The 26041-nt window shown below is 59.5% G+C and carries 24 protein-coding genes; 9 read left to right on the forward strand and 15 right to left on the reverse strand.

What is annotated here, in order from left to right:
* Positions 1 to 12: 12 nt before the first annotated feature.
* The 4 genes from BN874_RS08665 to BN874_RS08680 form a co-directional block, all read right to left on the reverse strand.
* The gene (locus BN874_RS08665; RefSeq protein ID WP_051497611.1) at positions 13 to 1128 is read right to left on the reverse strand and encodes an efflux RND transporter periplasmic adaptor subunit; all 1116 of its coding nucleotides are present in this window, start codon (positions 1126 to 1128) and stop codon (positions 13 to 15) included.
* Positions 1125 to 2306, reverse strand: a complete 1182-nt coding sequence (locus BN874_RS08670) for a TolC family protein (protein WP_034432120.1) — start codon at positions 2304 to 2306, stop codon at positions 1125 to 1127. The genes BN874_RS08665 and BN874_RS08670 overlap by 4 nt, the downstream gene beginning before the upstream one ends.
* Before the next feature lie 102 nt (positions 2307 to 2408).
* On the reverse strand, positions 2409 to 2804 hold the full coding sequence (locus BN874_RS08675; RefSeq protein WP_034432121.1) for a hypothetical protein: 396 nt from the start codon (positions 2802 to 2804) through the stop codon (positions 2409 to 2411).
* Between the two features lie 295 nt (positions 2805 to 3099).
* Positions 3100 to 3663, reverse strand: coding sequence for an adenylate kinase (locus BN874_RS08680; protein ID WP_034432122.1), 564 nt, complete (start codon positions 3661 to 3663; stop codon positions 3100 to 3102).
* Positions 3664 to 3887: 224 nt separating this feature from the next.
* Between BN874_RS08680 and ppa the strand changes: the two genes are divergently transcribed.
* The 4 genes from ppa to rnd all read left to right on the forward strand — a co-directional run bounded on the left by ppa (position 3888) and on the right by rnd (position 8337).
* Positions 3888 to 4424, forward strand: coding sequence for an inorganic diphosphatase (ppa, locus tag BN874_RS08685; protein ID WP_034432123.1), 537 nt, complete (start codon positions 3888 to 3890; stop codon positions 4422 to 4424).
* 264 nt (positions 4425 to 4688) lie between these two features.
* Complete coding sequence (locus BN874_RS08690) at positions 4689 to 6749, forward strand: sodium-translocating pyrophosphatase (RefSeq protein ID WP_034432124.1); 2061 nt, start codon at positions 4689 to 4691, stop codon at positions 6747 to 6749.
* A gap of 5 nt (positions 6750 to 6754) precedes the next feature.
* On the forward strand, positions 6755 to 7231 hold the full coding sequence (moaC, locus tag BN874_RS08695; RefSeq protein WP_034432125.1) for a cyclic pyranopterin monophosphate synthase MoaC: 477 nt from the start codon (positions 6755 to 6757) through the stop codon (positions 7229 to 7231).
* The gene (gene rnd, locus BN874_RS08700) at positions 7228 to 8337 is read left to right on the forward strand and encodes a ribonuclease D (RefSeq protein WP_034432127.1); all 1110 of its coding nucleotides are present in this window, start codon (positions 7228 to 7230) and stop codon (positions 8335 to 8337) included. Before moaC ends, rnd begins: the two co-directional genes overlap by 4 nt.
* 109 nt (positions 8338 to 8446) lie before the next feature.
* Here rnd and BN874_RS08705 read toward each other — a convergent pair whose 3' ends face one another.
* Positions 8447 to 9211 carry a hypothetical protein gene (locus BN874_RS08705; protein ID WP_034432129.1) on the reverse strand — a complete coding sequence of 255 codons (765 nt, stop codon included), beginning with the start codon at positions 9209 to 9211 and terminating at the stop codon, positions 8447 to 8449.
* Between the two features lie 285 nt (positions 9212 to 9496).
* The gene (locus tag BN874_RS08710; RefSeq protein ID WP_034432130.1) at positions 9497 to 11599 is read right to left on the reverse strand and encodes a thioredoxin domain-containing protein; all 2103 of its coding nucleotides are present in this window, start codon (positions 11597 to 11599) and stop codon (positions 9497 to 9499) included.
* Positions 11600 to 12050: 451 nt separating this feature from the next.
* On the opposite strand from BN874_RS08710, the gene BN874_RS08715 reads away from it, so the two are divergent.
* From BN874_RS08715 to BN874_RS08730, 4 genes are read left to right on the forward strand one after another with little or no spacing between them, the layout of a single operon-like run.
* Positions 12051 to 12632 carry an anthranilate synthase component II gene (locus BN874_RS08715; RefSeq protein ID WP_195912144.1) on the forward strand — a complete coding sequence of 194 codons (582 nt, stop codon included), beginning with the start codon at positions 12051 to 12053 and terminating at the stop codon, positions 12630 to 12632.
* A gap of 20 nt (positions 12633 to 12652) precedes the next feature.
* Positions 12653 to 13687 carry an anthranilate phosphoribosyltransferase gene (gene trpD / locus BN874_RS08720; RefSeq protein ID WP_034432131.1) on the forward strand — a complete coding sequence of 345 codons (1035 nt, stop codon included), beginning with the start codon at positions 12653 to 12655 and terminating at the stop codon, positions 13685 to 13687.
* Positions 13684 to 14484 carry an indole-3-glycerol phosphate synthase TrpC gene (gene trpC, locus BN874_RS08725; RefSeq protein ID WP_034432132.1) on the forward strand — a complete coding sequence of 267 codons (801 nt, stop codon included), beginning with the start codon at positions 13684 to 13686 and terminating at the stop codon, positions 14482 to 14484. Before trpD ends, trpC begins: the two co-directional genes overlap by 4 nt.
* 34 nt (positions 14485 to 14518) lie before the next feature.
* On the forward strand, positions 14519 to 14935 hold the full coding sequence (locus tag BN874_RS08730) for an OsmC family protein (RefSeq protein ID WP_034432133.1): 417 nt from the start codon (positions 14519 to 14521) through the stop codon (positions 14933 to 14935).
* A 72-nt stretch (positions 14936 to 15007) separates the two neighbouring features.
* On the opposite strand, the gene BN874_RS08735 is transcribed toward BN874_RS08730, so the two are convergent.
* The 8 genes from BN874_RS08735 to murJ form a co-directional block, all read right to left on the reverse strand.
* Positions 15008 to 16675 carry a 4Fe-4S binding protein gene (locus tag BN874_RS08735; RefSeq protein ID WP_051497612.1) on the reverse strand — a complete coding sequence of 556 codons (1668 nt, stop codon included), beginning with the start codon at positions 16673 to 16675 and terminating at the stop codon, positions 15008 to 15010.
* A 21-nt stretch (positions 16676 to 16696) separates the two neighbouring features.
* A complete protein-coding gene (locus tag BN874_RS08740) occupies positions 16697 to 17902 on the reverse strand; it encodes an RNA-guided endonuclease InsQ/TnpB family protein (RefSeq protein ID WP_034432135.1) in 1206 nt (401 codons plus the stop codon).
* Complete coding sequence (locus BN874_RS08745) at positions 17887 to 18459, reverse strand: IS607 family transposase (RefSeq protein ID WP_034432136.1); 573 nt, start codon at positions 18457 to 18459, stop codon at positions 17887 to 17889. The genes BN874_RS08740 and BN874_RS08745 overlap by 16 nt, the downstream gene beginning before the upstream one ends.
* A gap of 325 nt (positions 18460 to 18784) precedes the next feature.
* Complete coding sequence (locus BN874_RS08750) at positions 18785 to 19813, reverse strand: RNA-guided endonuclease InsQ/TnpB family protein (protein WP_034432266.1); 1029 nt, start codon at positions 19811 to 19813, stop codon at positions 18785 to 18787.
* A 30-nt stretch (positions 19814 to 19843) separates the two neighbouring features.
* Positions 19844 to 20053, reverse strand: a complete 210-nt coding sequence (locus BN874_RS26175; protein WP_320411462.1) for a cupin domain-containing protein — start codon at positions 20051 to 20053, stop codon at positions 19844 to 19846.
* Positions 20054 to 20072: 19 nt separating this feature from the next.
* Positions 20073 to 20201, reverse strand: a complete 129-nt coding sequence (locus tag BN874_RS26180) for a cupin domain-containing protein (RefSeq protein ID WP_320411463.1) — start codon at positions 20199 to 20201, stop codon at positions 20073 to 20075.
* Positions 20201 to 23044 carry a class I SAM-dependent DNA methyltransferase gene (locus tag BN874_RS08760; protein WP_034432137.1) on the reverse strand — a complete coding sequence of 948 codons (2844 nt, stop codon included), beginning with the start codon at positions 23042 to 23044 and terminating at the stop codon, positions 20201 to 20203. Before BN874_RS08760 ends, BN874_RS26180 begins: the two co-directional genes overlap by 1 nt.
* A 2-nt stretch (positions 23045 to 23046) precedes the next feature.
* A complete protein-coding gene (murJ, locus tag BN874_RS08765) occupies positions 23047 to 24591 on the reverse strand; it encodes a murein biosynthesis integral membrane protein MurJ (protein WP_034432139.1) in 1545 nt (514 codons plus the stop codon).
* A 185-nt stretch (positions 24592 to 24776) separates the two neighbouring features.
* Here murJ and rpsT point away from each other — a divergent pair, with 185 nt between their 5' ends.
* Entirely contained in the window at positions 24777 to 25043 is a 267-nt protein-coding gene (gene rpsT, locus BN874_RS08770; protein ID WP_034432140.1) for a 30S ribosomal protein S20, read from the forward strand.
* A 138-nt stretch (positions 25044 to 25181) separates the two neighbouring features.
* On the opposite strand, the gene panC is transcribed toward rpsT, so the two are convergent.
* On the reverse strand, positions 25182 to 26033 hold the full coding sequence (gene panC / locus BN874_RS08775; protein ID WP_034432141.1) for a pantoate--beta-alanine ligase: 852 nt from the start codon (positions 26031 to 26033) through the stop codon (positions 25182 to 25184).
* Positions 26034 to 26041 lie beyond the last annotated feature (8 nt).

Below are 26041 nucleotides of genomic sequence, written 5' to 3' on the forward strand. Positions count from 1 at the left end.
CGTGACTGGAGTTCAGACGTGTGCTCTTCCGATCTCAACTGGCCGGCGCTGGCGCAAGCCATTGAGTTCGGTGCGGGCTTCCTCGATGTCCTTGGCCGCCACGCTGCCGGCCAGTTGTTGCAACCGGTTCAGCCGCCGCGTGGCCAGATCAAGCTGGCTGTCCAGCTCGGCCAACAATGCTCTTTGGCCGGCAGTTTCGATACTCGCGGCCACCGGAATCACATAGCCGAGTACCTGATCGGCGTTCACCGCCTGCCCCAGATACGGTAAGCCATCGCTGGTCGGCGTGATGCGCCCGGTCTGCGTGGCTTGCACCCGACCGCTTTGGTTGGGATCAGCGACGAGATGCCCATTCAATTCCACGGTGCGCGGCAGTTCCTGCCGCGTGGTCAAGGTGGTGCGCAAACCGAGCACCCGTTGCACCGGCTTGGGGACGAACAGGCTGCCGTCGGGGAATCGTTGCGCCCGCTCGCCGCTGGTGGGCAGGATCGCCGCTGGCGGGTCGGCGCTGTGGTCTTCGCCGCCATGCGCCAACGCCGGTGGGCTGGGCAAGCTCAACCCCAGCAATAGGGGTAACAGCGCGACGGCAGTCGCCGGGCCGCCCCGCCCCAGCAGCAATCCGAGCAGCAGTCCGACCGCGCCTGCGCCGAGCCATTCCAACCATCGTCGCCACCCGCCGGAGATCGATGCTGGAGCAATGGCAGGCGGGGATGGGATCACCAGATTGCCGATGAGAATATCGCTAACGCCTTCCGCGTCCACGGTCACGATCAGCTCGTGAGCGCCCGGCGTGGTCCAGGCGGCGATATCGTGCACTCGATACGCGCCGTCGGCACTCGCAACAGCAGGCCGCGATTGTCCATCGCTTTCTACCGTGATTCGGGCGTTGAGAACCGGTTCATTGGTAGCGTAGCGGTCGAGATAGAGATCCAAGGTTCGATCATGCAGGATCGCGACGATTTGAAAGTCCGGGCTGCTGGCTTCCAAACGGGGGCGAGCGGAGGGCGCGGCAGCAGCGATCTTGGCGTCGCCGTGATCCTCCCCACCATGCGCGAAGACCAGCCCTGGCAATACCCACAACAGTCCGAGCAATCCAAACAGTCCGAGCAGACGCTGATAGCGCTTCATGGCAAGACTCCTTGCGCTTGGTTCAGGCGAGCGCGGGCGCGAGCGACGCGCAACTGCTGGCGGGTAAAGTCGAGTTCGGCAGCGGCGGCGCTGCTGCGGGTTCTGAGCAGGGTCGGCAAATCGAGAAAGCCCAGATCAAAGCTTTTCTGGAGGAGTTCCAAATGTTCACGGGCGATGGCTTGCCGTTCGCGGGCGGCGGCCAAGCGTTCGGTTTCATGGGTCAACTGGGTCTGCGCGGTGGCGACGGCCAGCGGGAGCCGGTCATCGGCCAGCGCCTGGGTGGCGGCGGCTTCATTCAGTTCGGCCTGGGCCGCAGCTACCTCGGGCCGTCGGAACCGGTCTCCGCCCAACGGGATGGCGATGCCGATGCGCAGGGATGTCTCGCCGTCCTGGCCGTATTCGGCGCGGTCGTATTTAGCGCCCAGGAGCAGCGCCGGTCGTTCGTTCAGGGCTTTGCCCGCCAGCCGCACCTTGCCTTCGGCGGCGGCAGCAGCGGCGTGCGCCGCTTGGCGTTCGGGATGTTCGTCGGGCGCGCTGGCGACAGCTTCTTCCAGCGGCGAGGGGAGTTCGTCGGTGCCGGTGAGTTGGCGATACGCCAATCGGGCCTCCTGCAATTCAATCGCTTTTTCCAGGGTTGCCTGACGAGCAGTAACCGCTTCATCGCGAGCCAGCAGCGCATCGGCGCTGCCGAGTGCGCCCGCCTTGACCCGTCGGCTCACATCCTGCTTGAGTCGTGCGGCGTCGCTTTCCTGCTGCTGCGCCAACCGGTGTTCCGCTTCAGCGAGCTTGACCGCCCAGGCGGCTTCGCGCAGCTTGCCGGCCAGTTCCAACCGTAATGCCTGACTGGCTGCCGTCACACTTTCGCTTTCCCGATGAGCCAGCGCGGTGCGCGCCGTCCGCTCGCCCGGCCACCACAGCGGCAACGCCAGTTCCGCCTCCAGTTCCTGAAACCCCCGGTTCTCGGTCAATCGATCCGAGGTGACCTGGGCGCCGAGGACTGGCGGCGCCGCCAGCCAACCGGAGGCGATGGCGCCTTTGGCCGCCGCTTCGTCCTGCCGCGCCGCGACCGCTTGGGATGAGGGATAACGGAGCCAGGTTTGCTCCAGAATGTCCTTGAAACTGGCTGCGTTCGCCGCAACGGCAACGCAACCGGCTAACAGGCTAATCAATAAGCGCATGACACCCTCACGCTGACGTGAACGTTACGGATTACCTACCGCTGGCGGATGCTATCGGCATCGCCACGGCGAATAACCACGGGACGGCAATCGGGTGGGGATTCAGGCGCGGGGAGGGCGCTGGGGCGGATCAGGGGTGAGAGGAGGCAGAAGAAATACGACTTGGCCGGGCGGTTCGGCCTGCGGATCATAAGCCAGCATGGGCGGTACGCCGGATAGCGCGTAGACCATACCCCAATCGCCGTTACTCTCGTCGAGCAGCGTGCCGTTAGAGTCGGCAGGGGTGGTATCGGGCGAGTGAGGGGCGACCACCACGACCGAATGTACCTTCACCCCATCCGGGTGCAGGTGCATCAAATGATCATGAGCGGGGACGGTGACCGATGAAGAGGCATGACTGTGCGGCAACCAGGAAGGCATCAACGCCGCCAGTGCCTGGAACGGCACAGCGAACATCAACGCGACCAGTAGCCAGTTACGACGTTGCGCGGCAGTCAAGTCAACGGCTTCCTTGGAAATTTATAACAGATTTTGCGGCGGTATTTTTTCAACCTACCGAAAAGCTATGGTACTTGTCAACCAAGCTGTTTTTCAGAACCCGACCACGCCTGGATCTCCCCCGTTGCTTGCGGGGGGAGAATTAGAAACTCCCGTCATGACTCCCGCCGGCAGCTAGAGTGCCGCTGTTTCGCCAAACCGTTAGTGCGGGTTTGAGAGCGCTGCCACCAAAAACATCGCCCCGGCGCTTTCCCATCACAGGGAAAGCGTCGGGGCGAGGGAAGTCATGCCCGGATCAGGCAATTTCGTCGAGTACGGCTTGCACCCGCTGCCCGATTTCCTCGACGGTACCCGTGCCCTTGATGTTGCGTAGCAGGCCCTTGCGGGTGTAGTACTCAATCAGCGGCGCGGTTTTCTCCTCGAACACCCGTAGTCGGTTACGAATTGTCGCTTCGTTATCATCAGCGCGACCGCGTCCCAGCAGCCGTTTGACGATCTCCTCGTAATCCACCTCGAAAAACAGCACCAGATCGAGCGGCTGGCTGATCCGATCCAGAATTTCGTCCAGAGCTTCAGCCTGCGCCAGATCGCGCGGGAATCCGTCCATCATGAAACCCTTGGGATTCGTCTTGGCAAGGGTTTGCAGCCCATGTTCGATCATACCCAGCACGATGTCGAACGGCACCAGATTGCCGGCGTCCATGTGCGGTTTGGCCCGCAGGCCCAGCTCGGTGCCAGCAGCCACTTCGGCGCGCAATAGATCACCGGTGGCGACCGTAGTGACCCCATAACGGGCAATGATGGCATCGGTTTGGGTTCCCTTGCCGGAGCCAGGGGCGCCTAGCAGAACGATTCTCATAGTGACTTCACTCTCGTAATTTTGGCAGGAACAACAATAGGGAGTTCGGCTGGAAATCCGGTGAGGGTCGAATCTGTCTTGTTCATCCACTGGATCCGCGCCGGGAAGCGATCCCGGTGGGAGGATACCCACTCGCGACTCGCGACTGTGGCTGTCAAGCATTCGGCCTTGTTGTAGTATAGGCATTCTTTCATCCATCAACCGCCGCACGAAAGGTCAACACCATGATTCTGGACAGAGTGGACGCCGGTCACAATCTCCCCGATGAATTCAATGCCATCATCGAAATCCCGGCGCATTCGGATCCGGTCAAGTACGAAGTGGATAAGGAGACCGGTGCGTTGTTCGTGGATCGCTTTATGACCGCCGCGATGCACTATCCTTGCAACTATGGCTATATCCCGCACACTCTGGGTGAGGACGGCGATCCATTGGATGTGATGGTGGTGGCTCCGCTGCCGGTCATCAGCGGCTGCGTGGTGCGCTGTCGGCCTCTGGGCGTACTGAGGATGACTGACGAGCAGGGCGGCGACGCCAAGGTGCTGGCGGTGCCAATCAAGAAGGAGTGCCCCCTGTACGATCAGATCGAGTCGGTCGAGCAGATGCCGCAGTCACAACTGAACCAGATCGCCCATTTTTTCCAGCATTACAAGGATCTCGATTCCGGCACCTGGGTTCAGCTTGACGGCTGGGGTGGCCTGGAGGAAGCCAAGACCGAGATCTTGCTGAGCGTGGAGCGCCATAACAACAGCCGTTCGTGAACCAAACGGTTATTTTCAGACCTTGCCGATGTCTCCAGACATTCGATTTGACGACCGAGATTGTCTTGGCGCTAGCATCGCCTATCCTTTAGGAACGTGCGGCACGCCAGATCCAAATCTTTCCCGCAGGATCTCCGGCATGGCGCGTTGCTGCCCATCAGTGTGCGCCACGTCCGCCGAGCAAACCCGTCTTTATCAACGACAACGAGCAGAACGAGGAGGAACTATGCAGTCCATTGATCTACTCTCGGGAGGGTTCACGCCATGGTAGCGATCAGCTTGATCATCGCGTTACTTTGCGCCGTGGGCGCCCTGGTTTACGGGGTCCAGTCAATCCAGTGGGTGTTATCCAAAGACGCTGGCAATGCCCGGATGCAGGAAATCGCTGCCGCCATTCAGGAGGGTGCCCGCGCCTACCTGAACCGGCAGTACACCACTATTGCAGTGGTAGGTGTCATCATCGGCGTGGTGATCTTTTTCACCTTGGGCGCGCTGTCCGCCATCGGCTTCGTAGTCGGTGCAATCTGTTCAGGTGCCGCCGGCTATATCGGCATGTACGTCTCAGTGCGCGCTAACGTCCGTACCGCTCAAGCTGCCCATAACGGTTTGAATGCGGCGCTGGAAGTCGCTTTTCGCGGCGGCGCCATTACCGGGATGCTGGTAGTCGGCCTCGGTTTGCTCGGCGTAGCTGGCTACTACATACTGCTGTACCTGTTTGCCGGCGCCGCTCCCGATCTCGGCCCACTGGTTGGACTGGCCTTTGGCAGCTCGCTGATCTCGATCTTTGCCCGTCTCGGCGGCGGTATCTTCACCAAGGGCGCGGATGTCGGCGCTGATTTGGTCGGTAAGGTCGAAGCGGGTATTCCTGAGGACGACCCGCGCAACCCGGCGGTGATCGCCGATAACGTCGGTGACAACGTCGGCGACTGCGCCGGAATGGCGGCGGATCTGTTCGAGACCTACGCGGTTACCATCATTGCCACCATGCTGGTGGGCAGTCTGAGCGTGCAAGTGTTTGGCGCAGACCTCGTCCAGAACGCTATTGTCCTGCCGCTGCTGATGGGCGGCGTGTCGATCATCGCCTCGATCATCGGCTGTAGTTTCGTCAAGGCCCGGGAAGGCGAAAAAATCATGAACGCGCTGTATCGCGGTCTGGCGGTGGCTGGGGGAATTTCCGCCGTGGCCTTTCTACCGGTTATCTTCGTGCTGATGGGTAGCCAGCATTTTTGGGGTCTTTGGGGTTCGGCGCTGGTGGGACTGGGTTTGACCGCAGCGATGGTGGTCGTCACCGAGTACTACACCGCCACCGAGTTCAGCCCGGTGCAAAAACTCGCGGAAGCCTGCACCACCGGTCACGCCACCAACATCATTGCCGGGCTGGCCGTCTCGATGAAGGCGACGGCATTGCCGGTACTGGCGGTCTGCCTGAGCATCGGTCTGTCCTTTCACTGGGCTGGGCTGTACGGCATCGCTATCGCGGCTACCTCCATGCTGTCGATGGCCGGCATTATCGTCGCCCTGGACGCCTACGGCCCGATTACCGACAATGCCGGCGGCATTGCGGAAATGGCGGAGATGGACGAGAAAATTCGCCGTATCACCGACCCGCTGGATGCAGTAGGCAACACCACCAAGGCGGTTACCAAGGGCTACGCCATCGGTTCAGCGGCGCTCGCGGCGTTGGTGCTGTTCGCCGATTTCGAACACAAGCTGAAAGTCGCCAATGTCAACGTCGATTTTTCCCTGACGGACCCGGTGGTGATCATCGGCCTGTTTATCGGCGGCATGATCCCGTTTTTGTTCGGGGCGATGGCGATGGAAGCGGTTGGTCGCGCTGCGGGCAGCGTGGTGGTCGAGGTGCGCCGGCAGTTCCGGGAAATCCCCGGGATCATGGAAGGGACTACCAAGCCCGACTATTCACTGGCGGTGGACCTGCTGACCAAATCGGCGATCAAGGAAATGATTGTGCCGTCGCTGTTGCCGGTGCTGGCGCCTATCGTGGTGGCGTTCGGCATGGCGTGGCTGCTGCCGGGTGAAAACGCCGGGCCGAAGGCGTTGGGTGGCCTGCTGATGGGCACCATTGTCACCGGTCTGTTCGTGGCTATTTCCATGACCGCTGGCGGCGGCGCCTGGGATAACGCCAAGAAGTATATTGAGGATGGTAATTTTGGCGGCAAGGGTTCCGAGGCGCACAAGGCCGCAGTCACCGGCGACACGGTCGGCGACCCCTACAAGGACACCGCTGGCCCAGCGGTCAACCCGCTGATTAAAATCATCAACATCGTCGCCCTGCTGATCGTGCCGCTGTTGGTGGCGATGAAGTAGGGGCTGTGGCTGAACTAAGCCACTTCAACGCCGCCGGCGAGGTCCACATGGTGGATGTGGGTGACAAGGAAGTCACTCACCGGGTGGCAGTCGCCGAAGGTTGGATTCAGATGCAGCCGGCCACGCTCGAACGGATCGTGGCCGGTTTGCATTTCAAGGGCGACGTTCTCGGCGTGGCGCGCATCGCCGGCATCATGGGCGCCAAGTGCACCGCCGACCTTATTCCTCTTTGTCATCCGCTGGCATTGACCCGGATCGCGGTCGATTTGCAACCGCTGCCGGAACAGAGCGCGGTCCGCTGTCGGGCTACGGTGGAAACTTTTGGCCGCACCGGGGTGGAAATGGAAGCGCTGACCGCCGTGCAGGTGGCGCTGCTGACCGTCTACGACATGTGCAAATCGGTGGATCGCGGCATGATTCTGACCAATATTGGCTTGCTGGAGAAATCGGGGGGTCAGTCTGGCGTCTGGCGGCGCGAGTGAGCGATCTCTACATCTTGGATCAACCGGCGCTGGTGGCTTTCTGTACCAGTCTGCAAGGCACACCGTGGCTGGCGCTGGATACTGAATTCATCCGCGAACAAACCTACTATCCGCAACCCGGCCTGATCCAGGTCGCCAGCGCCGACCGGGTGGCGAACATCGATCTGATGGCGCTGCCGTCGCTGGACCCATTGCTGGAACGGCTCTACGACCCGACGATAACCAAGCTGCTGCACGCTGGGCAACAGGATCTGGAAATCTTCTTTCATCTGCGCGGTGCGGTGCCGGCACCGGTGTTCGATACGCAACTGGCGGCGCTGGTGCTGGGGCAGGGAGATCAAATCGGCTATGCCTCTCTGGTCCGGCGAATGCTCGGCGTGGAGTTGGACAAGGCCCATACCCGTGCTGACTGGCGCCGCCGGCCATTGGAGCCGGAATGGCTGCGTTATGCGGCCGATGATGTGCGCTATCTGCCGGAACTGTACCGACAGCAGCGTACAGCGCTGGAGGAGCGCGGCTGGCTGGATGCGCTGGCTGAGGATTTCCAGAGGCTTTGCCATCCTGACCGTTATCGCTTGCAACCCTGGGAGAGCTGGCGGCGAATTCGGCAGCATTCCCGGTTGCATGGCGTACAGCGGGCGGTATTGCGGGAATTGGCGGCTTGGCGTGAGGAACAGGCCAGCACCCATGACCGGCCACGCCGCTGGATTTTGGACGACGCTGTTCTCATCGAACTGACCCGGCAGATGCCGAAAACGATGGAGGATCTGCAACGCATTCGTGGGTTGCCGTCGGCAACGGTACAACGAAAGGGCGAAATGCTGCTGGCGCGGATTGCTGCTGCCCGCGCCGAACCGCCGGAGCAATGGCCAACTTCGTCGCGCCGGCCAATTCTCACCTCGGATCAGGCGGCGCAAGTGGATGTTCTACTGACACTGATCGCAGCGCGGGCGAATCAATACAACATTCCACTTCGGTCGGTCGCAAATCGAGAAGATGTGGAACGGCTACTGATCGGTGAGGATTCGCCGCTGCGTCATGGCTGGCGAGCGGCGCTGGTTGGGCGGGAATTACAGGCCGGGTTAGACGACGATTTCAGCCACTGACCGCATTCGCCGCGCCTGACAGTGAACGGCAGCAAAATTCAGAATATCCGAAGCGCTGCCGCCCAGTGAAAGGGTCGCCACCGGAGGTTGCCGGTGGCGGAAGTGCGGTTTACAGATTGGCCGAACGCCACCACTGATTATGTTCCCGACGCAGCACTTCGTGCGAAGGCATCGGATAGAACGCCAGGTCGGGGCCATTACCCATGTAAAAACCCCTCTTGACCATCCGGTACGGGAATTCCAGTGAATGCACCCGATGCACCAGCTTGCTTTGCTTGGAATTGGGGTCCACTTCCAGCAGAGCCTCGCGCAGGTGGTGGATAAACGAGTAGGGGAGATCACCCAGCGCCCCGTTTTCGGGGTCCGTCGCCAGCGCACCCAAACCCAATTCGACGAAACAGAGACCGGGGAAGCGGATGAATTTGGCCGGCTGCTCGGTGACGCCGGTATAGTAGTCCACTGCATCGAGCGCACTGACCACCAGGCTGTTCACCGGGGCCAGATCCTGATACATGTGCAGGCCCGGCCCTTCCCGTGGCGTAATCTTGCCCGGCTCAAGACCCAGGGTATGGCCGTAGGCGGTGGTCAGGTAAAGCTTGCCCAATGCGCTGACCGGAATGTGTTCCAGCACCCGGTAGACCGAAATGTAGACCGAGTTTTTTGGCGTCCCATCCGGGTGTGCGGTGCAACGGGTCAGTCCCTCATCGATATTGAAAAATTCGTGACGGAACGCGGGATCAACCTCGAAAAAGATCGCTTGTCCCTTGGACTTGTATTTGTGGCCGGTGGCGTAGTACTGACCGAATTGTTCCGGGGTGAGCATGGACGCGATCAGCGCTTCGGGGATGAGCGAGAAGTAAAGATGCATGGTCATGGTGGTATTGCCCTCTCCAGGGTTTGGGAATGGTTTGACAGAAAACCTTTGCTTTAGGACAGCGAATTGTCGCAGGGGCGTCAAGGTAGAGTGTTCGCGCACGGATGGGGAAGGTCTCCTTTCACCCTGAGCAACAGGCCCCGGTTCGTTGCGAACGGCGTCGCTAAACTTAATTATGGTAGTTCATTGCGTGGATACGGTGAAGCAATCCTTAAATGGACACGATCCAAACCTACCGCATCAATCCTTCGATTTCAGCCTGAGTCTCCATCCCGTCCTCTCGGTTCAGGGAATGGTCGCCCCGGATCGAGCCAGTTCAGCGTCCAGATCGGCCAGTGTCGTGATCGGCGGCAGACATTTTAACCCGCTACAGAGATAAGCCGTCACCGGCGCAGCACTCACTCGTCGCTCGGCCAGCAGTCCAGTTGGCACGCGGGCATCGGTGGGAATGGCCAATGTCAGTCGGTGCGGCGCGTAGGATCTGGCGCAACGATCCCGCCATGCTTCCAGCGCTGCCGCCTCACTGCCTCGCAGCACGATGATCTGCACGGGATCCAGGTAGTCTTCCAGCGCCATCAACAGCGAGTTACAGGCGGTGGGAATCTGCTGGAGCGCCGGCCAGGCCCAGCGCAGGGTTCGTTCCGCCGCTTCCAGATACGCCATCCGCCCGGTGAGATGCCCCAGTTTTAACAGCACTTGCGCCGCGACGCCATTGCCGGACGGCAGGGCGTCGTCGTGTACCGGTTTGGGCCGCTGAATCAGCGCTTCATGATCGCTGGTGGTGAAATAAAAGCCGCCCGCCTCGCGATCCTCGAATTGATCGAGCAACACCTCGGCCAGCGTCAGGGCGAAATCCAGATCACCATCCCGCCAGCGACATTGCAGCAGTTCCAGAATGCCGTCTATCAGGAAAGCGTAGTCATCCAGATAGGCATTCAGCCGCGACTGCCCGTCCTTGTAAACCGCCAGCAAACGGCCATTTTTCCATAACTGGGCGCGGATAAAATCGAGGGCGCGTTCCGCCGAAGCCACCAAGTCCGCTCGGTCCAGATGGCGGCCCGCTATCGCCATGCCTCGAATCATCAGCCCATTCCAGGCAGTGAGAATCTTCTCGTCGCGACCCGGCCAGATCCGTTGCGAGCGAGCCTCGAACAGCCTCTGCCGAGCCGATCTCAGCCACTCGGCGACTTGCACCGGGGGGACACTCAACCGGCGAGCCAGTTCGGAAGCCTCGGCAGTGACCCGCAAATGCCAGGCGTGGTTTTCAAAATTGGGCGGCTGTTCCAGTCCGTAACAGACGGCGAAGGCGAGATATTCCTCAGTGCTGTTCAATAGTGCGCGGACCTGATCGGGGGTCCACAGGTAGAACGTGCCTTCCTTGCCTTCGGAGTCGGCGTCCAGCGTGGCGTAATAGCCACCGTCCGGCGCTTGCATCTCTCGCACCGTCCAGTCGCCGGTTTCCGCTGCGACCGTGTGGAACAGCGGTTCCTGAGTCAGTTGCCCGATCTGGCTGTAAAGCGCCAGCAGCGGGCCGTTGTCGTACAGCATTTTCTCGAAGTGGGGAATCTGCCATTCGGCATCCACCGAGTAGCGGCAAAAGCCGCCGCCCAGATGGTCGTAAATTCCGCCCAGCGCCATTTTGCGCAGAGTGAGCGACACTGCGGTTTCAGCCTGCGGGTCCGGTTCACCGCGCTGGATGCTACCAGCCCAATGCCGCAGCAGCCGTTCCAGATTGACGGGATGCGGGAATTTGGGGGCGCCGCCGAAACCGCCATGCACCGGATCGAAGCTGCGGATGAGTTGCTGGTATCCGACCTGGAGCGGCGCTGCGGTCAGCACCGTATCGGCGGCGGCGGATGGGGTGGCGACTTCGGCGCGCAGGGCCTCCAACAACGCCCGATTCTGCTGGCGGAGTTCGGGCGCGTGCTGGTGGTAATGGTGATTGACCCGTTGCAGGATTTCGACGAAAGCCGGCATTCCGTAGCGGGGCGTTTTGGGAAAATAAGTGCCACCAACGAAGGGAATCTGATCGTCGTGGGTCAGAAACAGGGTGAGCGGCCAGCCACCGGATCGCTGATGCAGCATGTGGAAAGCAGTCTGGTAAATTTTGTCGAGGTCGGGCCGTTCCTCGCGATCCACCTTGATGTTGATGAACAGCTTGTTCATGACTTGGGCGGTAGCTTCGTCCTCAAACGACTCATGCGCCATGACGTGGCACCAGTGGCAGGCTGAGTAACCGATGGACAGCAGGATTGGTTTGCCTTCGCAGTGGGCTTTTTCCAGCGCTTCCGCACCCCAGGGATACCAGTCCACCGGGTTGTGCGCATGTTGGCGCAGATAGGGACTGGTCTGGTGAATCAAGCGGTTGGTGTGCGAGTGTTCGGACATGGCGGGTTTCCAGTGGGCGGCGCGGCAGAGGGAACGCAACGGTTTCCATGAGTCCGTGCGGGGTGGCGGATGGTTCCTTGTCTAAGTGCCATCGGTGTCAGCGGAAGTTGCTAATGTTTGCTAGTCCAAAGCTGGCGGCGATGCCGCTTTCGACTGTAAAAAATTCTGACGATTAAGTATAAACCCGTATGTCAACGCACACCTTGCGTTCGTGGTATCGTTCCCAAACCTTTAGCACTACGGGTATCCCCAGAAATAGCAGGTATTATTGCGGGTATAAACCGCTGTAACTGGAAATAGATTTTAATGACAGGACTTTCGCCCGGCAGGCATCCTGTGTCATACCAGTGGAAACCGGTAGCCACGGTTTTTAACCGATTACTGGATTCCTGCTTTCGCCGGAATGACGGAAAGCGAAAGTCCTGAATTAAAAAAATGAGGTAGCCGCGCCATGCTGCTGATGATCGATAACTACGATTCCTTCACCTACAACCTGGTGCAATATCTCGGTGAGCTGGGCGAAGACGTACAGGTGGTCCGCAATGACCAAATCACCCCTGCTGAAATTGCCGAAATGCGCCCGGAGCGCATTGTGTTATCTCCCGGTCCCTGCACCCCCACTGAAGCGGGCATATCGCTGGCCGCGATTGCACGCTTCGCCGGTGAAATTCCATTGTTCGGTGTCTGCCTCGGTCACCAGAGTATCGGCCAAGCCTTCGGCGGCCACATCGTTCGCGCCGGTCAGGTGATGCACGGCAAGACCTCTGCGGTTTACCATCACGGCCAAGGGGTGTTTACCGGGCTGCCCAACCCGTTTACCGTGGTGCGCTATCATTCGCTGGTGATTGAGAAAGCCACCGCGCCGGACTGTCTGGAGATCACCGCCTGGACCCAGACCCCGAACGGCGAGATCGACGCAATCATGGGGGTGCGTCATAAAACCCTACCGGTCGAAGGAGTGCAGTTTCATCCTGAATCGATCCTGACGGAACACGGCCATGCCCTGCTGCGCAATTTCCTCACCCGGCATTGAACGCTCTGGAGAACCGCCTGATGTCCATCACTCCGCAGGAAGCCCTGCAACGCGCTATCGAACACCGCGAGATTTTCTACGATGAAATGCTGTCGCTGATGCGGCAGATCATGGCGGGCGAGATTTCCCCAGTGATGACCGCCGCGATTCTTGCCGGCCTGCGGGTCAAGAAAGAAACCATCGGCGAGATTACCGCCGCCGCGACGGTGATGCGTGAATTGTCCACCAAGGTTCAGGTTCCGCCGCCACATGAGCATTTCGTAGATATTGTCGGCACCGGCGGCGATGGCTCGCACACTTTTAATATCTCCACCGCCGCCATGTTTGTCGTCGCCGCTGCCGGCGCTCGCGTCGCCAAGCATGGCAATCGCGGCGTTTCATCCAAATCCGGCAGCGCCGACGTGCTGGAAGCGCTGGGCGCACGGATCGATCTCCAAGCCGAACAGGTGGCTGAGTGCATTCAAGCCACTGGCCTCGGCTTCATGTTCGCGCCCAACCATCATTCGGCGATGAAAAACGTCGCGCCGGTTCGCCGCGAGATGGGAATACGCACTATTTTTAACATCCTCGGCCCGTTGACCAATCCGGCAGGTGCGCCCAATCAGTTGATGGGGGTCTTTCATCCCGATCTGGTCGGTATCCAAGTGCGGGTGATGCAGCGGCTCGGCGCGCATCATGTGCTGGTAGTGTGGGGCAAGGACGGCATGGATGAAATCTCGCTGGGCGCGGCGACGCTGGTGGGCGAACTCAAAAACGGCGAGATTGTGGAGTACGAGATTCACCCGGAAGATTTCGGGTTGGCGATGATGTCCAATCGCGGCCTCAAGGTCGAAACCGCCGAACAATCAAAAGCGATGTTATTGACGGCATTGAATAACGAACCCGGCACGCCCCGCGATATTGTGGCGCTCAACGCTGGCGCGGCGCTGTATGCGGCTAACCTCAGCGACTCGATTGGCGAGGGTATTCGGCTGGCGCAGGAAACGCTCGCCAGCGGCGCGGCGCGAGCCAAGCTGGACGACTTCGTGCGCTGCACTCAGAAACTGGCGTCATGAGCGACGCGCCCGATATTCTGAAAAAGATCCTTGCGCGCAAGGTTGAAGAAATCGCCGAGCGCAGCAACCGGTTGAGCTTGCAAGAGTTAATCCGACGGGTTGAGAAGCTGCCGCCGCCGCGTCCTTTGCTGGATCGACTGGAACAGACGATTGCTCTAGGTCGACCAGCGGTCATTGCTGAAATCAAGCGAGCCTCGCCGAGCAAGGGCTTGTTGCGCGATCCATTTCTGCCGGCGGAAATTGCGCGAAGCTACGCCGCCGCCGGTGCGGCGTGCCTGTCGGTACTCACCGACCGCGATTTTTTCCAAGGTCATGAGGATTATTTGCAGGAAGCGCGGGCGGCTTGCGAACTGCCGGCGCTGCGCAAGGATTTCATCATCGATCCGTATCAAGTCTATGAAGCGCGACGGATCGGAGCCGATGGCATCCTGCTCATTGTCGCGGCGCTGGAGGACGCGGCGCTGCGGGACTTGGCGCGACTGGCGGCGGATTTGAAAATGGATGTGCTGGTGGAAATCCACGATGCTGATGAGCTGGAACGGGCGCTGGCGATTGACGCGCCGCTCATCGGCATCAACAACCGCAACTTGCGCACCTTTGCAACCCGGCTGGACGTGACGCTGAATCTGTTGTCCCGGATTCCGCCGGATCGCGTCGTGGTCACTGAAAGCGGCATTCATACCCCAGCGGATGTGGCGCTGATGCGCGCACATGGCGTTCATGCTTTTCTGGTGGGCGAGGCGTTCATGCGGGCGGATGACCCCGGCGCGAAACTGGCGGAATTATTTGGCGTTTGAAGGCGTCCCTTCATCATTTTCAGGAGCGACCCTGATGAAAACCCGCGTCACCTGGCTGGAAGATATGACCTATGTGGCCCAATCTCCGAGTGGACATGCCGTGGTGCTGGATGGCCCGCCGGAATTGGGCGGGCATAATCTTGGGCCACGCCCGATGGAAATGCTGCTGATGGGAATGGGCGGCTGCACTGCGATTGATGTCGTCAACATCCTGCGCAAAGCACGGCAGGATCTACGCGGCTGTGAAGTGCAACTCGAAGCCGAACGGGCTGATAGCGATCCCAAGGTGTTTACCGCTATCCATGTCCATTTCATCCTGACGGGCAAAAACCTGAGCGCCAAGCACGTCGAACGCGCCATTCAACTGTCGGCGGAAAAGTACTGCTCGGCCTCGATCATGCTCGGCCAAACCGCCAAAATCACCCACACTTCTGAAGTCCACGACGCCTGAGCGCCTCCGCTGCAAAATCTTGGTACTCAGAGGTGGCTCCGAAAATTTGGACCGGCTGATAAGTGCAATTCATCAGCGATTACGTCCAGTAAACTCGGGGCCATGCGGCGACATTCCTGCTACTGGCCCTCTTCCTCGCCCTGCGGCAAATTGCGTTGTTCCCATCCCCATGTCCACGAGAGGTTTTGAAAGTGGCCGCGCAGCCCGTTGTTGAATCGGACGACCGTCCACATCAATCGCCCGGTAGGGTCGGGTGGGACAGGCATTCTCGCAAGCGCCGCAGCCAATGCAGAGCGCCTCCCGTACTTCCGGGATACTCAGGCCATCGTGATATGGAACCCTGTGAACAGCCTGAGTAGGACAGGCTTCTTCGCAGACACCGCAAGCGATGTGGTCAGTATGGACCATGCAATTGATGCGGATGAAGTGGGCCACGCCGAGTTGAACCGTTTGCTTGACGGTTAGATCCAGCGGACGGATCGCGCCGGTCGGGCAAATCTGGCCGCAACGATTGCATTCGTAGCTGCAATAGCCGGCGGCAAAATCCAGGCGAGGTTGTAGCAACCCGGACAGGCCGTATTCCAGCAGCGCCGGCTGCAATACACCATAGGGACAGGCGCTCACGCACAAATGACAGGCGATGCATAGATCGTTGAAGCGGGCCAGATTTCCAGCACCGGGTGGTGCAACCGGCCAAGTCTTGCGATTGGCCTGCACGGTCGGAATCCGGTTATACGGTGTCGCTTCGCCGCTGCCGGATCGGGACAGCCCCGCCAGTCCAACCAGCGCTGTCGCACCCACCCGCAGCAACGCTCGCCGCGAAACTCTCCTCTCCTTGTGAGAGGTTGGGATGAGTGAAGGTGAGGGGTGAGATAGCACCGGCGTTGAACGGGCATAGCCGATGCCCTGGGCCTCACACACTGCGATGCAGTCGAAACAGGCTACGCAACGGCTGAAATCCACTTCCTTGGTTTTCAAGTGAATGCAACCGGCTTTGCAATGGATCGAACATTGGGCGCAAAGGATGCAGGCATCTTTGGGAATGCGGATTTTGAATACCGCGAAGCGCGATACCAGACCCAGCAGCGTACCCACAGGACAGAGTGTGTTGCAGAACAGTCGGCCCTTGGCCGCACTCAACCAGACCAGCCCGATCAGGAACAACACTGGAAAAACCAGCGTCGTCAGTAGCGGCGCTTTCCAATGCAATGGAAACGGCCCGCGCAGTCCCACTGCTTCCAGCAGCGATCCCACGCCATTGTGGGCGAAAATATAGAGCGGTCGCAGCAGATCGCCGACGATCCGGCCAAAATTGCTAAAAGGATCCAGCAGAACGACCGCCAGAATGCTGCCGCTCAGGAACAGTCCTACCGTCAGCGCCAGCACTGCGTAGCGCAGCGCGTCGTGCGGCTTCTGGTATTTGAACTTGATCTTGCGCGGCTTGCGAAGCTTGTCGGCAATGCGGATCACGATGTCCTGAAGCACACCGAGCGGACAGAGCGCTGAACAATATACGCGGCCAAATAACAAAGTTAGCGCCAGCACCGCCAGAAAACCGGTTCCCGCCCACGCCAAAGTCTGGCTGAATTTCAGCAGCGACGGCACAAATTGCGGGTACAGCACTACGTTAGCCCCCGGCGCTTCTCCGATTTGCGCGAAATCCATAAACAGTAGCGTAGTCAACACCAGGAACGTCAGCGCCACGATGACCCGGATTCGTTTTAGCTTTATCTGCTTCATGGTGATCCGCTCTCCGTTGCATCAACCATAGACAAATAATCCATGCGTGATTTCTTGCTTCAACGAGGCCGGTTTCGCCGGGGTCTTGCGACCGACGCCAGCGCCTTCCTCTCCACAGGCGTGACTTCCCGTCCAACTGACGGTAGCCAGCGCTTCACGCTGGATATTCAACGCCGCGTTCACGTCGCGGTCGTGTTCCGCGTCGCAGTGGGCGCAGGTCCATTCACGAACGGACAGCGGCATGGATTCGTGATAACCGCCGCACGCCGAGCACGTTTTGCTACTCGGAAACCAGCGATCCACCACCACGACCGTGCCGCCCGACAACGCGGTTTTGTACTCCAACTGGCGGCGAAACTCGTAAAAGCCGATATCACTGATCGCGCGAGACCGTGTGGCGTTCGCCATCATCCCTTTGACGTTCAGGTCTTCGATGCCGATCAGACCGAAGCGCTGCGTCAACTCGGTGGTCGTTTTGTGCAAGAAGTCCTGCCGGACATGGGCGATGCGGGCGTGGATCTTCGCCAGTTGGACCGCCGATTTGCGCCGGTTGGCGCTGCCTTTTTGCGTGCGGGAATGCTGCCGGGAACGCCGTTTCATCCGCTGGAGATGCTTTTTCAGCGGTTTAGGACTGTCGATCTTTTCTCCGGTAGACAAGGTGATGGCCGTGGAAATGCCGAGATCAATCCCGACCGTCGCTTGGCTTTCGCCGACGGGTTCGGGACGGTCCATCTCGACGGGAATGGAAATGAACCAGCGGTCGGCTTCGCGGCTCAAGGTGGCCGACAACGGCTTACCGTCCAATCGCAATTCTTCACGCAGCCGCACCCCACCGATTTTCGGTAATCGAATCCGTTGACCGTCAAAAGCGAAGGTGCCAGGGCCGTTGTCCAGCCGGGCGGAATCGTGAATGCCGCGTTTTTTGAAGCGCGGGAATTGGGATTGTTTTTGAAAGAAGCGCTGATAGGCGCGGCCCACATTCTTGATGGCTTGCTGCGGGACGGATTTGGGCAGATCGAGAATCCAGGGAAACTCGACCGGCTTGATCGCGTTGAATTGGCGACGCAAGGCCGCTTCATTGGGTTTTTCGCCCGCCTCAAACTGCCGTTGCCATTCCGCCAGCACCCAGTTGTAGGCCAACCGGGATGCGCCGACGCACTGCCGGAACCGCGCCTCTTGAAGTTTATTGGGCTTGAGTTCAATCCGGTGGGTCAGGACGGTTCGCATTGCATCGCCTCCAGCGCCCGTTTCGCCCGGCTTTCTGCCGCTCGCCGCCCATATAACCGAGCGCACATCGAGGTCAACACCTCGGTCAGGTCGCGCACGAGGTCATCCGTGACTTCAGCGGCATCAACAACAATCAGCCTCCGACCTTGCGCTGCGAGTGCGGATTCGACGTATTCAAACCCAAACCGCATCAGCCGGTCGCGGTGCTCGACCACCACGGTCGTCACGGTGGGCGTCCGCAACAGCCGCATTAAACCGCGCCGGTGGCCGTTCAGACCCGAACCCACTTCCTTGACCATTTCGGTCACACGCCAGCGGTTTTCGGCAGCGTAGACCGCCAGCCGGGCTATCTGGCGTTCCAGGTCGGCCTTTTGGTCGGCGCTGGAGACGCGGGCGTACAGCGCCACACCGCTCTCGGTCGCCGTCACCGGCGGATGCACGATGACCGTCCCGGTCAGTAGTTGTTCCGATGGAATCGGCAGCTTGCCGTCTCGCCACAACCGCCAAGCGGTTTTGTACGACAATCCTTGCGATTTAGCCCATACACTGAGTTTCATAGCGGCTATTCTGCCATGAGTATCAATGTATGTCTATATTTCCTTCAACTGTCGCTAACCCTGCTAGGGCTTTCGTTTGGAGTTGCGCAACCTCAATAATCTGACAGGACTTCTGCCCGGCAGCTATTTTGCGTTATACCTGCGGAAGCCGGTATCCAAGTTCCTTAACTGATCACTGGATTCCCGCTGATGCCGGAATGACGGAAAGTGAAAGCCCTGATTTTGTGTAACTACCCCGGAAGATGCCAGAGCCTAACGTTTCATTGACATCCTCCCCGCCTCCCGCCTACGCGGGGGCAGGCTCTAAAGGACGGGGATTCCTGATTCACTTCAGAGCCAGCGATTGATGCCCCAATCGGAGAATGTTCAGTGCCGCGTTGACATCGCGATCATGGACCGCGTGGCATTCGCCGCACACCCATTCTCTGACCCCAAGACCCTTTCGACCTTTGGGGCCGCCCATCGAACCGCAACCGGAACAGGTTTGGGTTGAGAGATGTTCCGACACCTCTCGATACACCACTTTCCGCGCAATCGCTTTATAGTCAAGAAAGTGCCGAAACATAGACCAACCGGCGTCGTTTACCGATTTCGCCAAGTTCGCTTTCGTCAATTTGGAACTGCTGATATTTCCAATCACGATCAACTCGCATTCCTGAGTCAACCGATGCGATTCCTTATGCAGAAAATCTTTGCGTCGATTCGCAATTTTGGCGTGAAGATTCCGGGCGTGGCGCGAACGCCGCTTGCGTTGATGCTCCGCAATGCGTTTCTGCTGACGGCGATACCACTGGGGCGCTTCAATCTTGTGTCCATCAGAACACGTCGCCAGCGTTTTCAGCCCCAAGTCAATGCCAATATGCTTTGTTCCAGTAGTCGCTTCGGCTTCTGGGACTTCGCAGACGAAATTGACGTACCAGCGTTGGCGGGAATCCTGACTGAAACTGCCACATTTAACCGGGCCGGGGAGTTCGCGACGGTTCCAAAATCGGAACGTGTGACCGGCATAACGCACGGTATCGTCAATCACTTGAACGCCAACCGCCTTGAACGGAATCCAGCCCGGCGACCGCTTCCCACGCCAGCGCAATTTGCGCTTCTTGAATTGCTTACGGCGGGTTTCGTACTGTTCGCAGACCGCCTGCACCGTTTGCGAATGCAGACCCAGTTCCTTGCTGCTGCCCGTGGTGAGTTTGCACAGGTCTTGATACGTCGGCCAGCGCTGATTCCAGCGCAGCGCGTGGTCTTGCGACTCGTTGCAGAAATTCCACACCTGATTGCACGCCCGTGCCAAAGCCGTGAGTTCGGCGGCGCAACCGGAATCTTTGATGCGGTACTGGAACGTCTTGATCATGAGCAACATTTTAACCAAAAAGTGGGTGCTCTACGAGCGCCGCGCGCTCCATCCCCGGCCTAAAGGCCGAGGCTTTTCGCGCAAATCCGGGTAAAACACGGCCAGCCAGACGGCGGGGCGCGAGGTGAACGTCACCCGGTGGCGGGTGTGCGCTGGCAGGTTGAGCGTATCGCCTTGGCGCAGACGAACCCGTTCGCCGTCGGCAAATTCGATTTCTCCTTCGCCGACGAGCAGCAACACCCATTCATTCTCGTCCTGGTCATACCAGAAGTCGGCGGGGGAAACGTGGCCGTTCGATCCGCACCGCGCCCTGCCGGATCAGTTCAGTGAACACTTCATCGGTGAGGTCGTTGGGGAGTGGATGGAGCAGGTTAGTTGTGGGCGACATCAGCGCCCTTCCGCACGAGCCAGGTTCAGTTCCAACAGCCGCCGTAGTACTTCCTCATCACTCAAATCGGTCGGCCAGCCGTAAGCCGCCACGACGGCTTCGTCCAAATCCCGATGGGCGTTCGCCAGCCAAGTGGGACGTTCGTTGTAGAGATTGGTCAAAGTGCGCTTCTTGAGCAGGGCGGCGGCTTCATCGTTCACCGGCAACAGTCGGTCGGGATAACCGGGCACGATTTCCGGCACGCGCCGAATCCACTCCGGGGGATTAAGCCAGTTTTCCCGAAGCTCGTTTAATTGGTGGGTGGCTTGGGCAACCTTGGGAAAGCAGGCGTCCGGGTCTGGATCAGTCAAGACACCTTCCGGGAACGGGAAGGTCTCGAAGCAGGTAGTGGGCGTATAGCGAGGATCGTTGCCCGCACCATGCCAAGTGCAGCAGGCCAGTGACCAGAGTTGGTGAATCTGCGAATGCAGAATTCCAAATGTGGTGTCGTCATCGCGGGCAACAACAATGAGTTTCTTATCGGGCAAAACGCTGGTCGGCAACCAGACGAAAACACGATATTTGGCGACTTCTGGCGTGGCGATACAACGCGCCAGCGGCATCAGGGCGGCGCGCATTGCAACTCTCGGTTCGCCATGCCGCCACCAGAACCGGCGATAAGCCTCTCGATTATTTTGTTCCCGCTCCGGTTTAACCAACCTTAAAACGTACTCAAACGGCGCTTCATACAGCATCGCCTCGTGCTCGGTCGCCGCAGTGCCAAAATCAACGATCCAGCCGTCGCGGAGCCGGCGAGTCACATCCAGCCCATTCCAACTGGGCTTGAGCACATCGCTATTCGGGCGTCCGTGTGGATTGGGTAACCGTAGCCATTGCCGCGCCAAGTCGCCGGGAATGTCGAATGCGCCGATTTTCTGCGAGCCTTGGAACGATACGCCCGCATTTTCCCTGAGTGGTTTGGTTTGGGTTAAATCCGTACCACTTCCAACCGTCAGCACTCGCCCGGTCAGGTCGGCATAAATCTCCGCGACGGGTTGCCCGTCAAGAATCGCCGCCTCCGCTATCCGCCCGAACGCCACCAGCGACACCCGCACCGCTGCACCTTCGTTGATCCACGGCTCATCACTCCAAGCGTGAGTGATTGCACCGGTTCGCTGAATCCGTTCCAGCACCTTGCGATTGGTCCCGCCGCGAATGGAGTTGGTCGCCACCAGTCCCACTTGTTGCGCGTGCCCATTTTCCAATTGAGCGCGGGCTTTCTCGAACCAGTAGCACACCAGATCAGCGCCGCCGGGCACTCGTCCGGCATAGGTCTGGCGCAATTGCGCGGCGTAGTCATCGCCCAATTCCCGCAACAGCTTGGAACCGCCCAAAAACGGCGGGTTGCCGACGATAAATTCCGCCTCCGGCCAAGCGGCTTCGCTGCCGTCCGGGTTTAACACCGCGTCCCGGCACTCGATGGTGTCCAGAGGCCGCAAAATCGGCTGGCGGGACACATCGAAACCGTTGCGGCGCATCCATTGGATTTCCCCGATCCAAATCGTGGTTCGGGTCAGTTCGGCGGCGTAGAGATTGATCTCGATCCCCTTGACGCACTCCGGCCCAACCGAAGGAAACTGCCGATCCAGACCGAGCGCTTCAGCATCGACGTTGATGTGATGTTCAAAATCCTTGAGGGTTTGCAGCGCCAGATACAGAAAATTCCCCGACCCGCAGGCGGGATCCAGGATTCGCACCTGCCGCAGCCGTTCGAGAAAGCCGTTATGCAAATCCTGGGCGGATTTACGCAGCCTGGTCGCGGTCGCTGGACTTTTGGCAGCGCGGGCTTTATCCATCTGCTCGGTGATTTGAGCCTTGACCCCTTCCCATTCCGCTTGCAGGGGCCGGACGATCACCGGCTCCACCAGCAACATGATTTTGTAGCGGTCGGTGTAGTGCGCCCCCAATTGGCTGCGCTTGTCCGGATCCAGGCCGCGCTCAAATAACGTGCCGAAAATGGACGGGTCGATTTCGCTCCAATCCAGCCGGGCGGCCTTCAACACCTCCAGAACAGCGGGACTATCCAGCGGTAGCGCCTCGTCGCTATCGAACAGCCCGCCGTTGAACCACTCGACATCCTCGAAACCAATTCGGCCTCCCGACCGCATCCCTCGGAACAAATCTCGCGCCATGTCCGCCGACTCGGCGGGGTGGGTGTGCGCGTAGCGCAGCATCCGGGTGAACATCTGGTTGGGCAGCAATCCGACATCTTCCGCGAACATGCAGAACACCAGCCGATTGATGAAATGGGCCACGGCCTGCGGATCGTGCCCTTTGGCGCGTAAACCTTGCGCCAGATTGGAAAATCGCTCGGCGGCTTCCTCGGTGAGCGCCTGGCGGGTCACGCCCGGTTTCAGCCGTTCCGGGTCGCTGAACACCCATTTAAGCATCTGCCGCTTGTTGGCGTCGTGCAGATCATCCAGCGCAATCTGATAAATCCGCTGTACGGTGTTGGTCCAGTGGGTGTAAATGCAGAATCGTTCCAGATCGCATACCACCAGCAACGGCGGGTTTTCCAGGGCTGTCGCATATTGTTGCAACTGCACATAAGCGGCTTTCAGGTCATGGCGCTTGCCCTTGTACTCCCAGCCGAAACAGCCGCGCTTCCACACATCCGCCCAGCCTTTGCCGCCGCTCAGTTTGGAGACGCCTTTCTCGAAACAATAGCTCTCGCCGGTGGGATCGGCTTCGGCGGGGGTCGGTTCGCCGAGCAAGTGGCATAGATCAAGAAAATGCTCTTGGGCGGCTGACCGCTCCTTGAGATCGGCGGCTTGCCACTTGCTGATAAATTCCTTGGGAGTCATCACTATTTCTCATGCTGCAACAGCAGATGCCGGGGCCGAATTCCTACCGCCAAAATCGCCAGCAGATAACTTCCGCCGCCCGCCATCACCAGCCAGAACAGATGCCATAACCGTTCCCTGGCGCTGGCGTGAATCCAGATGTCCAAATCGCCGACTCCCCACCACAGCAACAGTCCCATCGCCAGATTGGCCGCGCCCAGTTGCCACAAAAAACGCGGCCAGCCACGGGCCGGCTGGTAAACCCCGTTATGGCGCAGATTGCGGAACAGCATTCCCGCGTTCAGAAATGACGCCAGCGACGTGGATAACGCCAGCCCGGCATGAGCCAGCGGCCAGATCAACATCAGGGTCATGGCGGTATTGGCGCCCATGGCGATCAGACCGTAGCGCACCGGGGTTCGGGTGTCCTGCCGGGCATAGAAACCGGGCGCCAGCACCTTGACCAGCATAAAGGCCAGCAAGCCCAGCGCCAACGCCATCAGACTGCGGGTTGTCATGCGCACGTCCTCCGGGCCGAACTTGCCATATTGAAACAACGCCGCCAGCATCGGCCCGGCCAGAATCACCAGCGCCACCGTCGCCGGTAGACCGATCAGCAAGGTCCAACGTAAACCCCAGTCCAGCGTTTGCGAAAAGCGCTCCGGGGAATCGGCGGCGTGGTGGCGCGACAGATTCGGCAGGATCACCGTGCCCAGCGCCACCCCGAACAGACCAAGCGGAAATTCGACCAGCCGGTCGGAGTAATACAGCCAGCTCACGCTGCCGGTGACCAGAAACGAGGCCAGCAGGGTATCAATCAACAGATTGACCTGCGCCACCGAGGAGCCGAACAACGCTGGCAGCATCAGCTTCAACACCTGCTGGACGCCGGGCGCACGCCAGGCCCAGCGCGGACGAGGCAACAATTTGAGCTGTTTGAGATACGGAATCTGAAACAGCAGTTGGGTAACGCCCGCCGCGAACACGCCCCAAGCCAGCGCCATTGCCGGTTGCTCGAAATGCGGCGCGACCCACACCGCCGCGATAATCATGCACACATTCAGCAACACCGGGGTTAGCGCCGGAATGGCGAACTTGCCGCAACTGTTCAGCACCCCTCCGGCGAGGGCCGTTAGGGAAATAAACAGCAGATAGGGAAAAGTCACCCGCAACATCGCCGTGGTCAATGCCTGTTTATCGGGTGCTTCGGCGAAACCGGGCGCGAAAATCCACACCAGCACTGGCGCAGCCAGCACCCCAATAGCGGTGATTCCAAACAGGATCAGGCCGAGGGTGCCCGCAACCTGATCCACCAGTTCATGCAGTTCCTCGTGCGGACGCTGGGTTTGATACTGGGAAAATACCGGCACGAACGCCTGGGAAAAAGCGCCCTCGGCAAACAGCCGCCGCATGAAATTAGGGATGCGGAAGGCCACGAAGAAGGCGTCGGTGCCTGCACCCGCACCGAACAACTGGGCGTAGATCATATCGCGGACGAAACCCAGCACCCGCGAAATCAGGGTCATACCGCTGACAATGCCAGTGGATTTAAGGAGGGCCTTGCTCATGGCGGGTGCAATCCTGCGGCGCAGTTCGGAAGGCGCGGATGATAGCCGGGATGGGCTTGGACTGTCAGCGGACCTGACTGCCAGGGATTGACAGCACAGTGGAAAATACTAATATTACTGACCTTTTTTGAAACCCAAATGCAGCCACACTTATCCTATTGTGTTGTTTGCAAGGAGTATTGATATTGGCCAACACCGTTCAAGCAAAGAAGCGCGCCCGTCAGGCGGAAACCCACCGTCAACACAACGCCAGCATGCGTTCCATGCTGCGCACCTATATTAAGCGGGTGATCAAGGCGATCCAGACCGGCGACAAATCGAAAGCCGAGTCTGAATACCAGACCGCAGTGCCCATCATTGATCGCATGGCGCGCAAGGGCGTGATTCACATGAATAAAGCGGCCCGTCACAAGAGCCGCCTGACCCATCACATTCGCGATCTTCAAGCCTGAGTTCAGACGCCGCCACGCCTGCTTTTCCATAGGAAAAAGGGAAAGGCTTGGAGAAAACTCCAAGCCTTTTTTCTATGGTTCAAGGACTTTTTCTATCTGTCATTCCGGCGAAAGTCGAATTAAAAAACCGGGAATTTGCTACGCCAGTCCGACCGGCACATTGTCAATCAGCCGCGCCCGACCAAGCCAGGCTGCGGCGAAAATTCGCAGTTCGGTATCTTCCAGCGTAGGGTGTTGCAAATCGCGGGCGCGACGGAACTCGAAATAATCGGGCCGAAATCCAGCCGCCGCCAGTCGCGCCTTGGCTTCGTGTTCCAGCATCGCATAATCCCGCTCACCCGCCCGCCATCGTTCCACCATCGCTTGCAAGGTCGCATACAGCGTCGGCGCCACCGCCCGCTCTTCAACCGACAGATAGCCATTGCGCGAACTCATGGCCAACCCGTCGCTCTCCCGCACCGTCGGTATCCCGATAATTTCAATCGGCATATCCAAATCAGCCGCCATCCGCTGGATGATCACCAACTGCTGCCAATCCTTTTCGCCAAACAGCGCCACGTCGGGCTGCACCAGATTCAACAGCTTGCTCACTACGGTGGCGACCCCGCCAAAATGAATCGGGCGGCTGGCTCCGCAGAGAACCTGGGACAGAACCGGCACCCTGACTTGGGTCATTTCCTCCAGCGGGCGCGGATAAATAACAGTGACGCTGGGCACAAACAGCAGATCCAGTCCCGCCGCTTCCAACTGGCGACAGTCCGCATCGAGGGTGCGCGGATAGCCCGCATAATCTTCGTTGGGGCCGAACTGCGTTGGGTTGACAAAGATACTGGCGACGGTGCGCGGTGCTTGCTCGCGGGCGCGTTCGACCAAGTGGATATGGCCGCGATGGAGATTACCCATGGTCGGCACCAGGGCTACCCGCTCACCGGCGCGGCGCCACGCCATGACTTGAGTGCGCAATTCGGCAATCCCGTGGACGGTTTGCATCAGGCATT

This window comes from Candidatus Contendobacter odensis Run_B_J11, from assembly GCF_000531125.1.
GTDB classification, from domain to species: domain Bacteria; phylum Pseudomonadota; class Gammaproteobacteria; order Competibacterales; family Competibacteraceae; genus Contendibacter; species Contendibacter odensensis.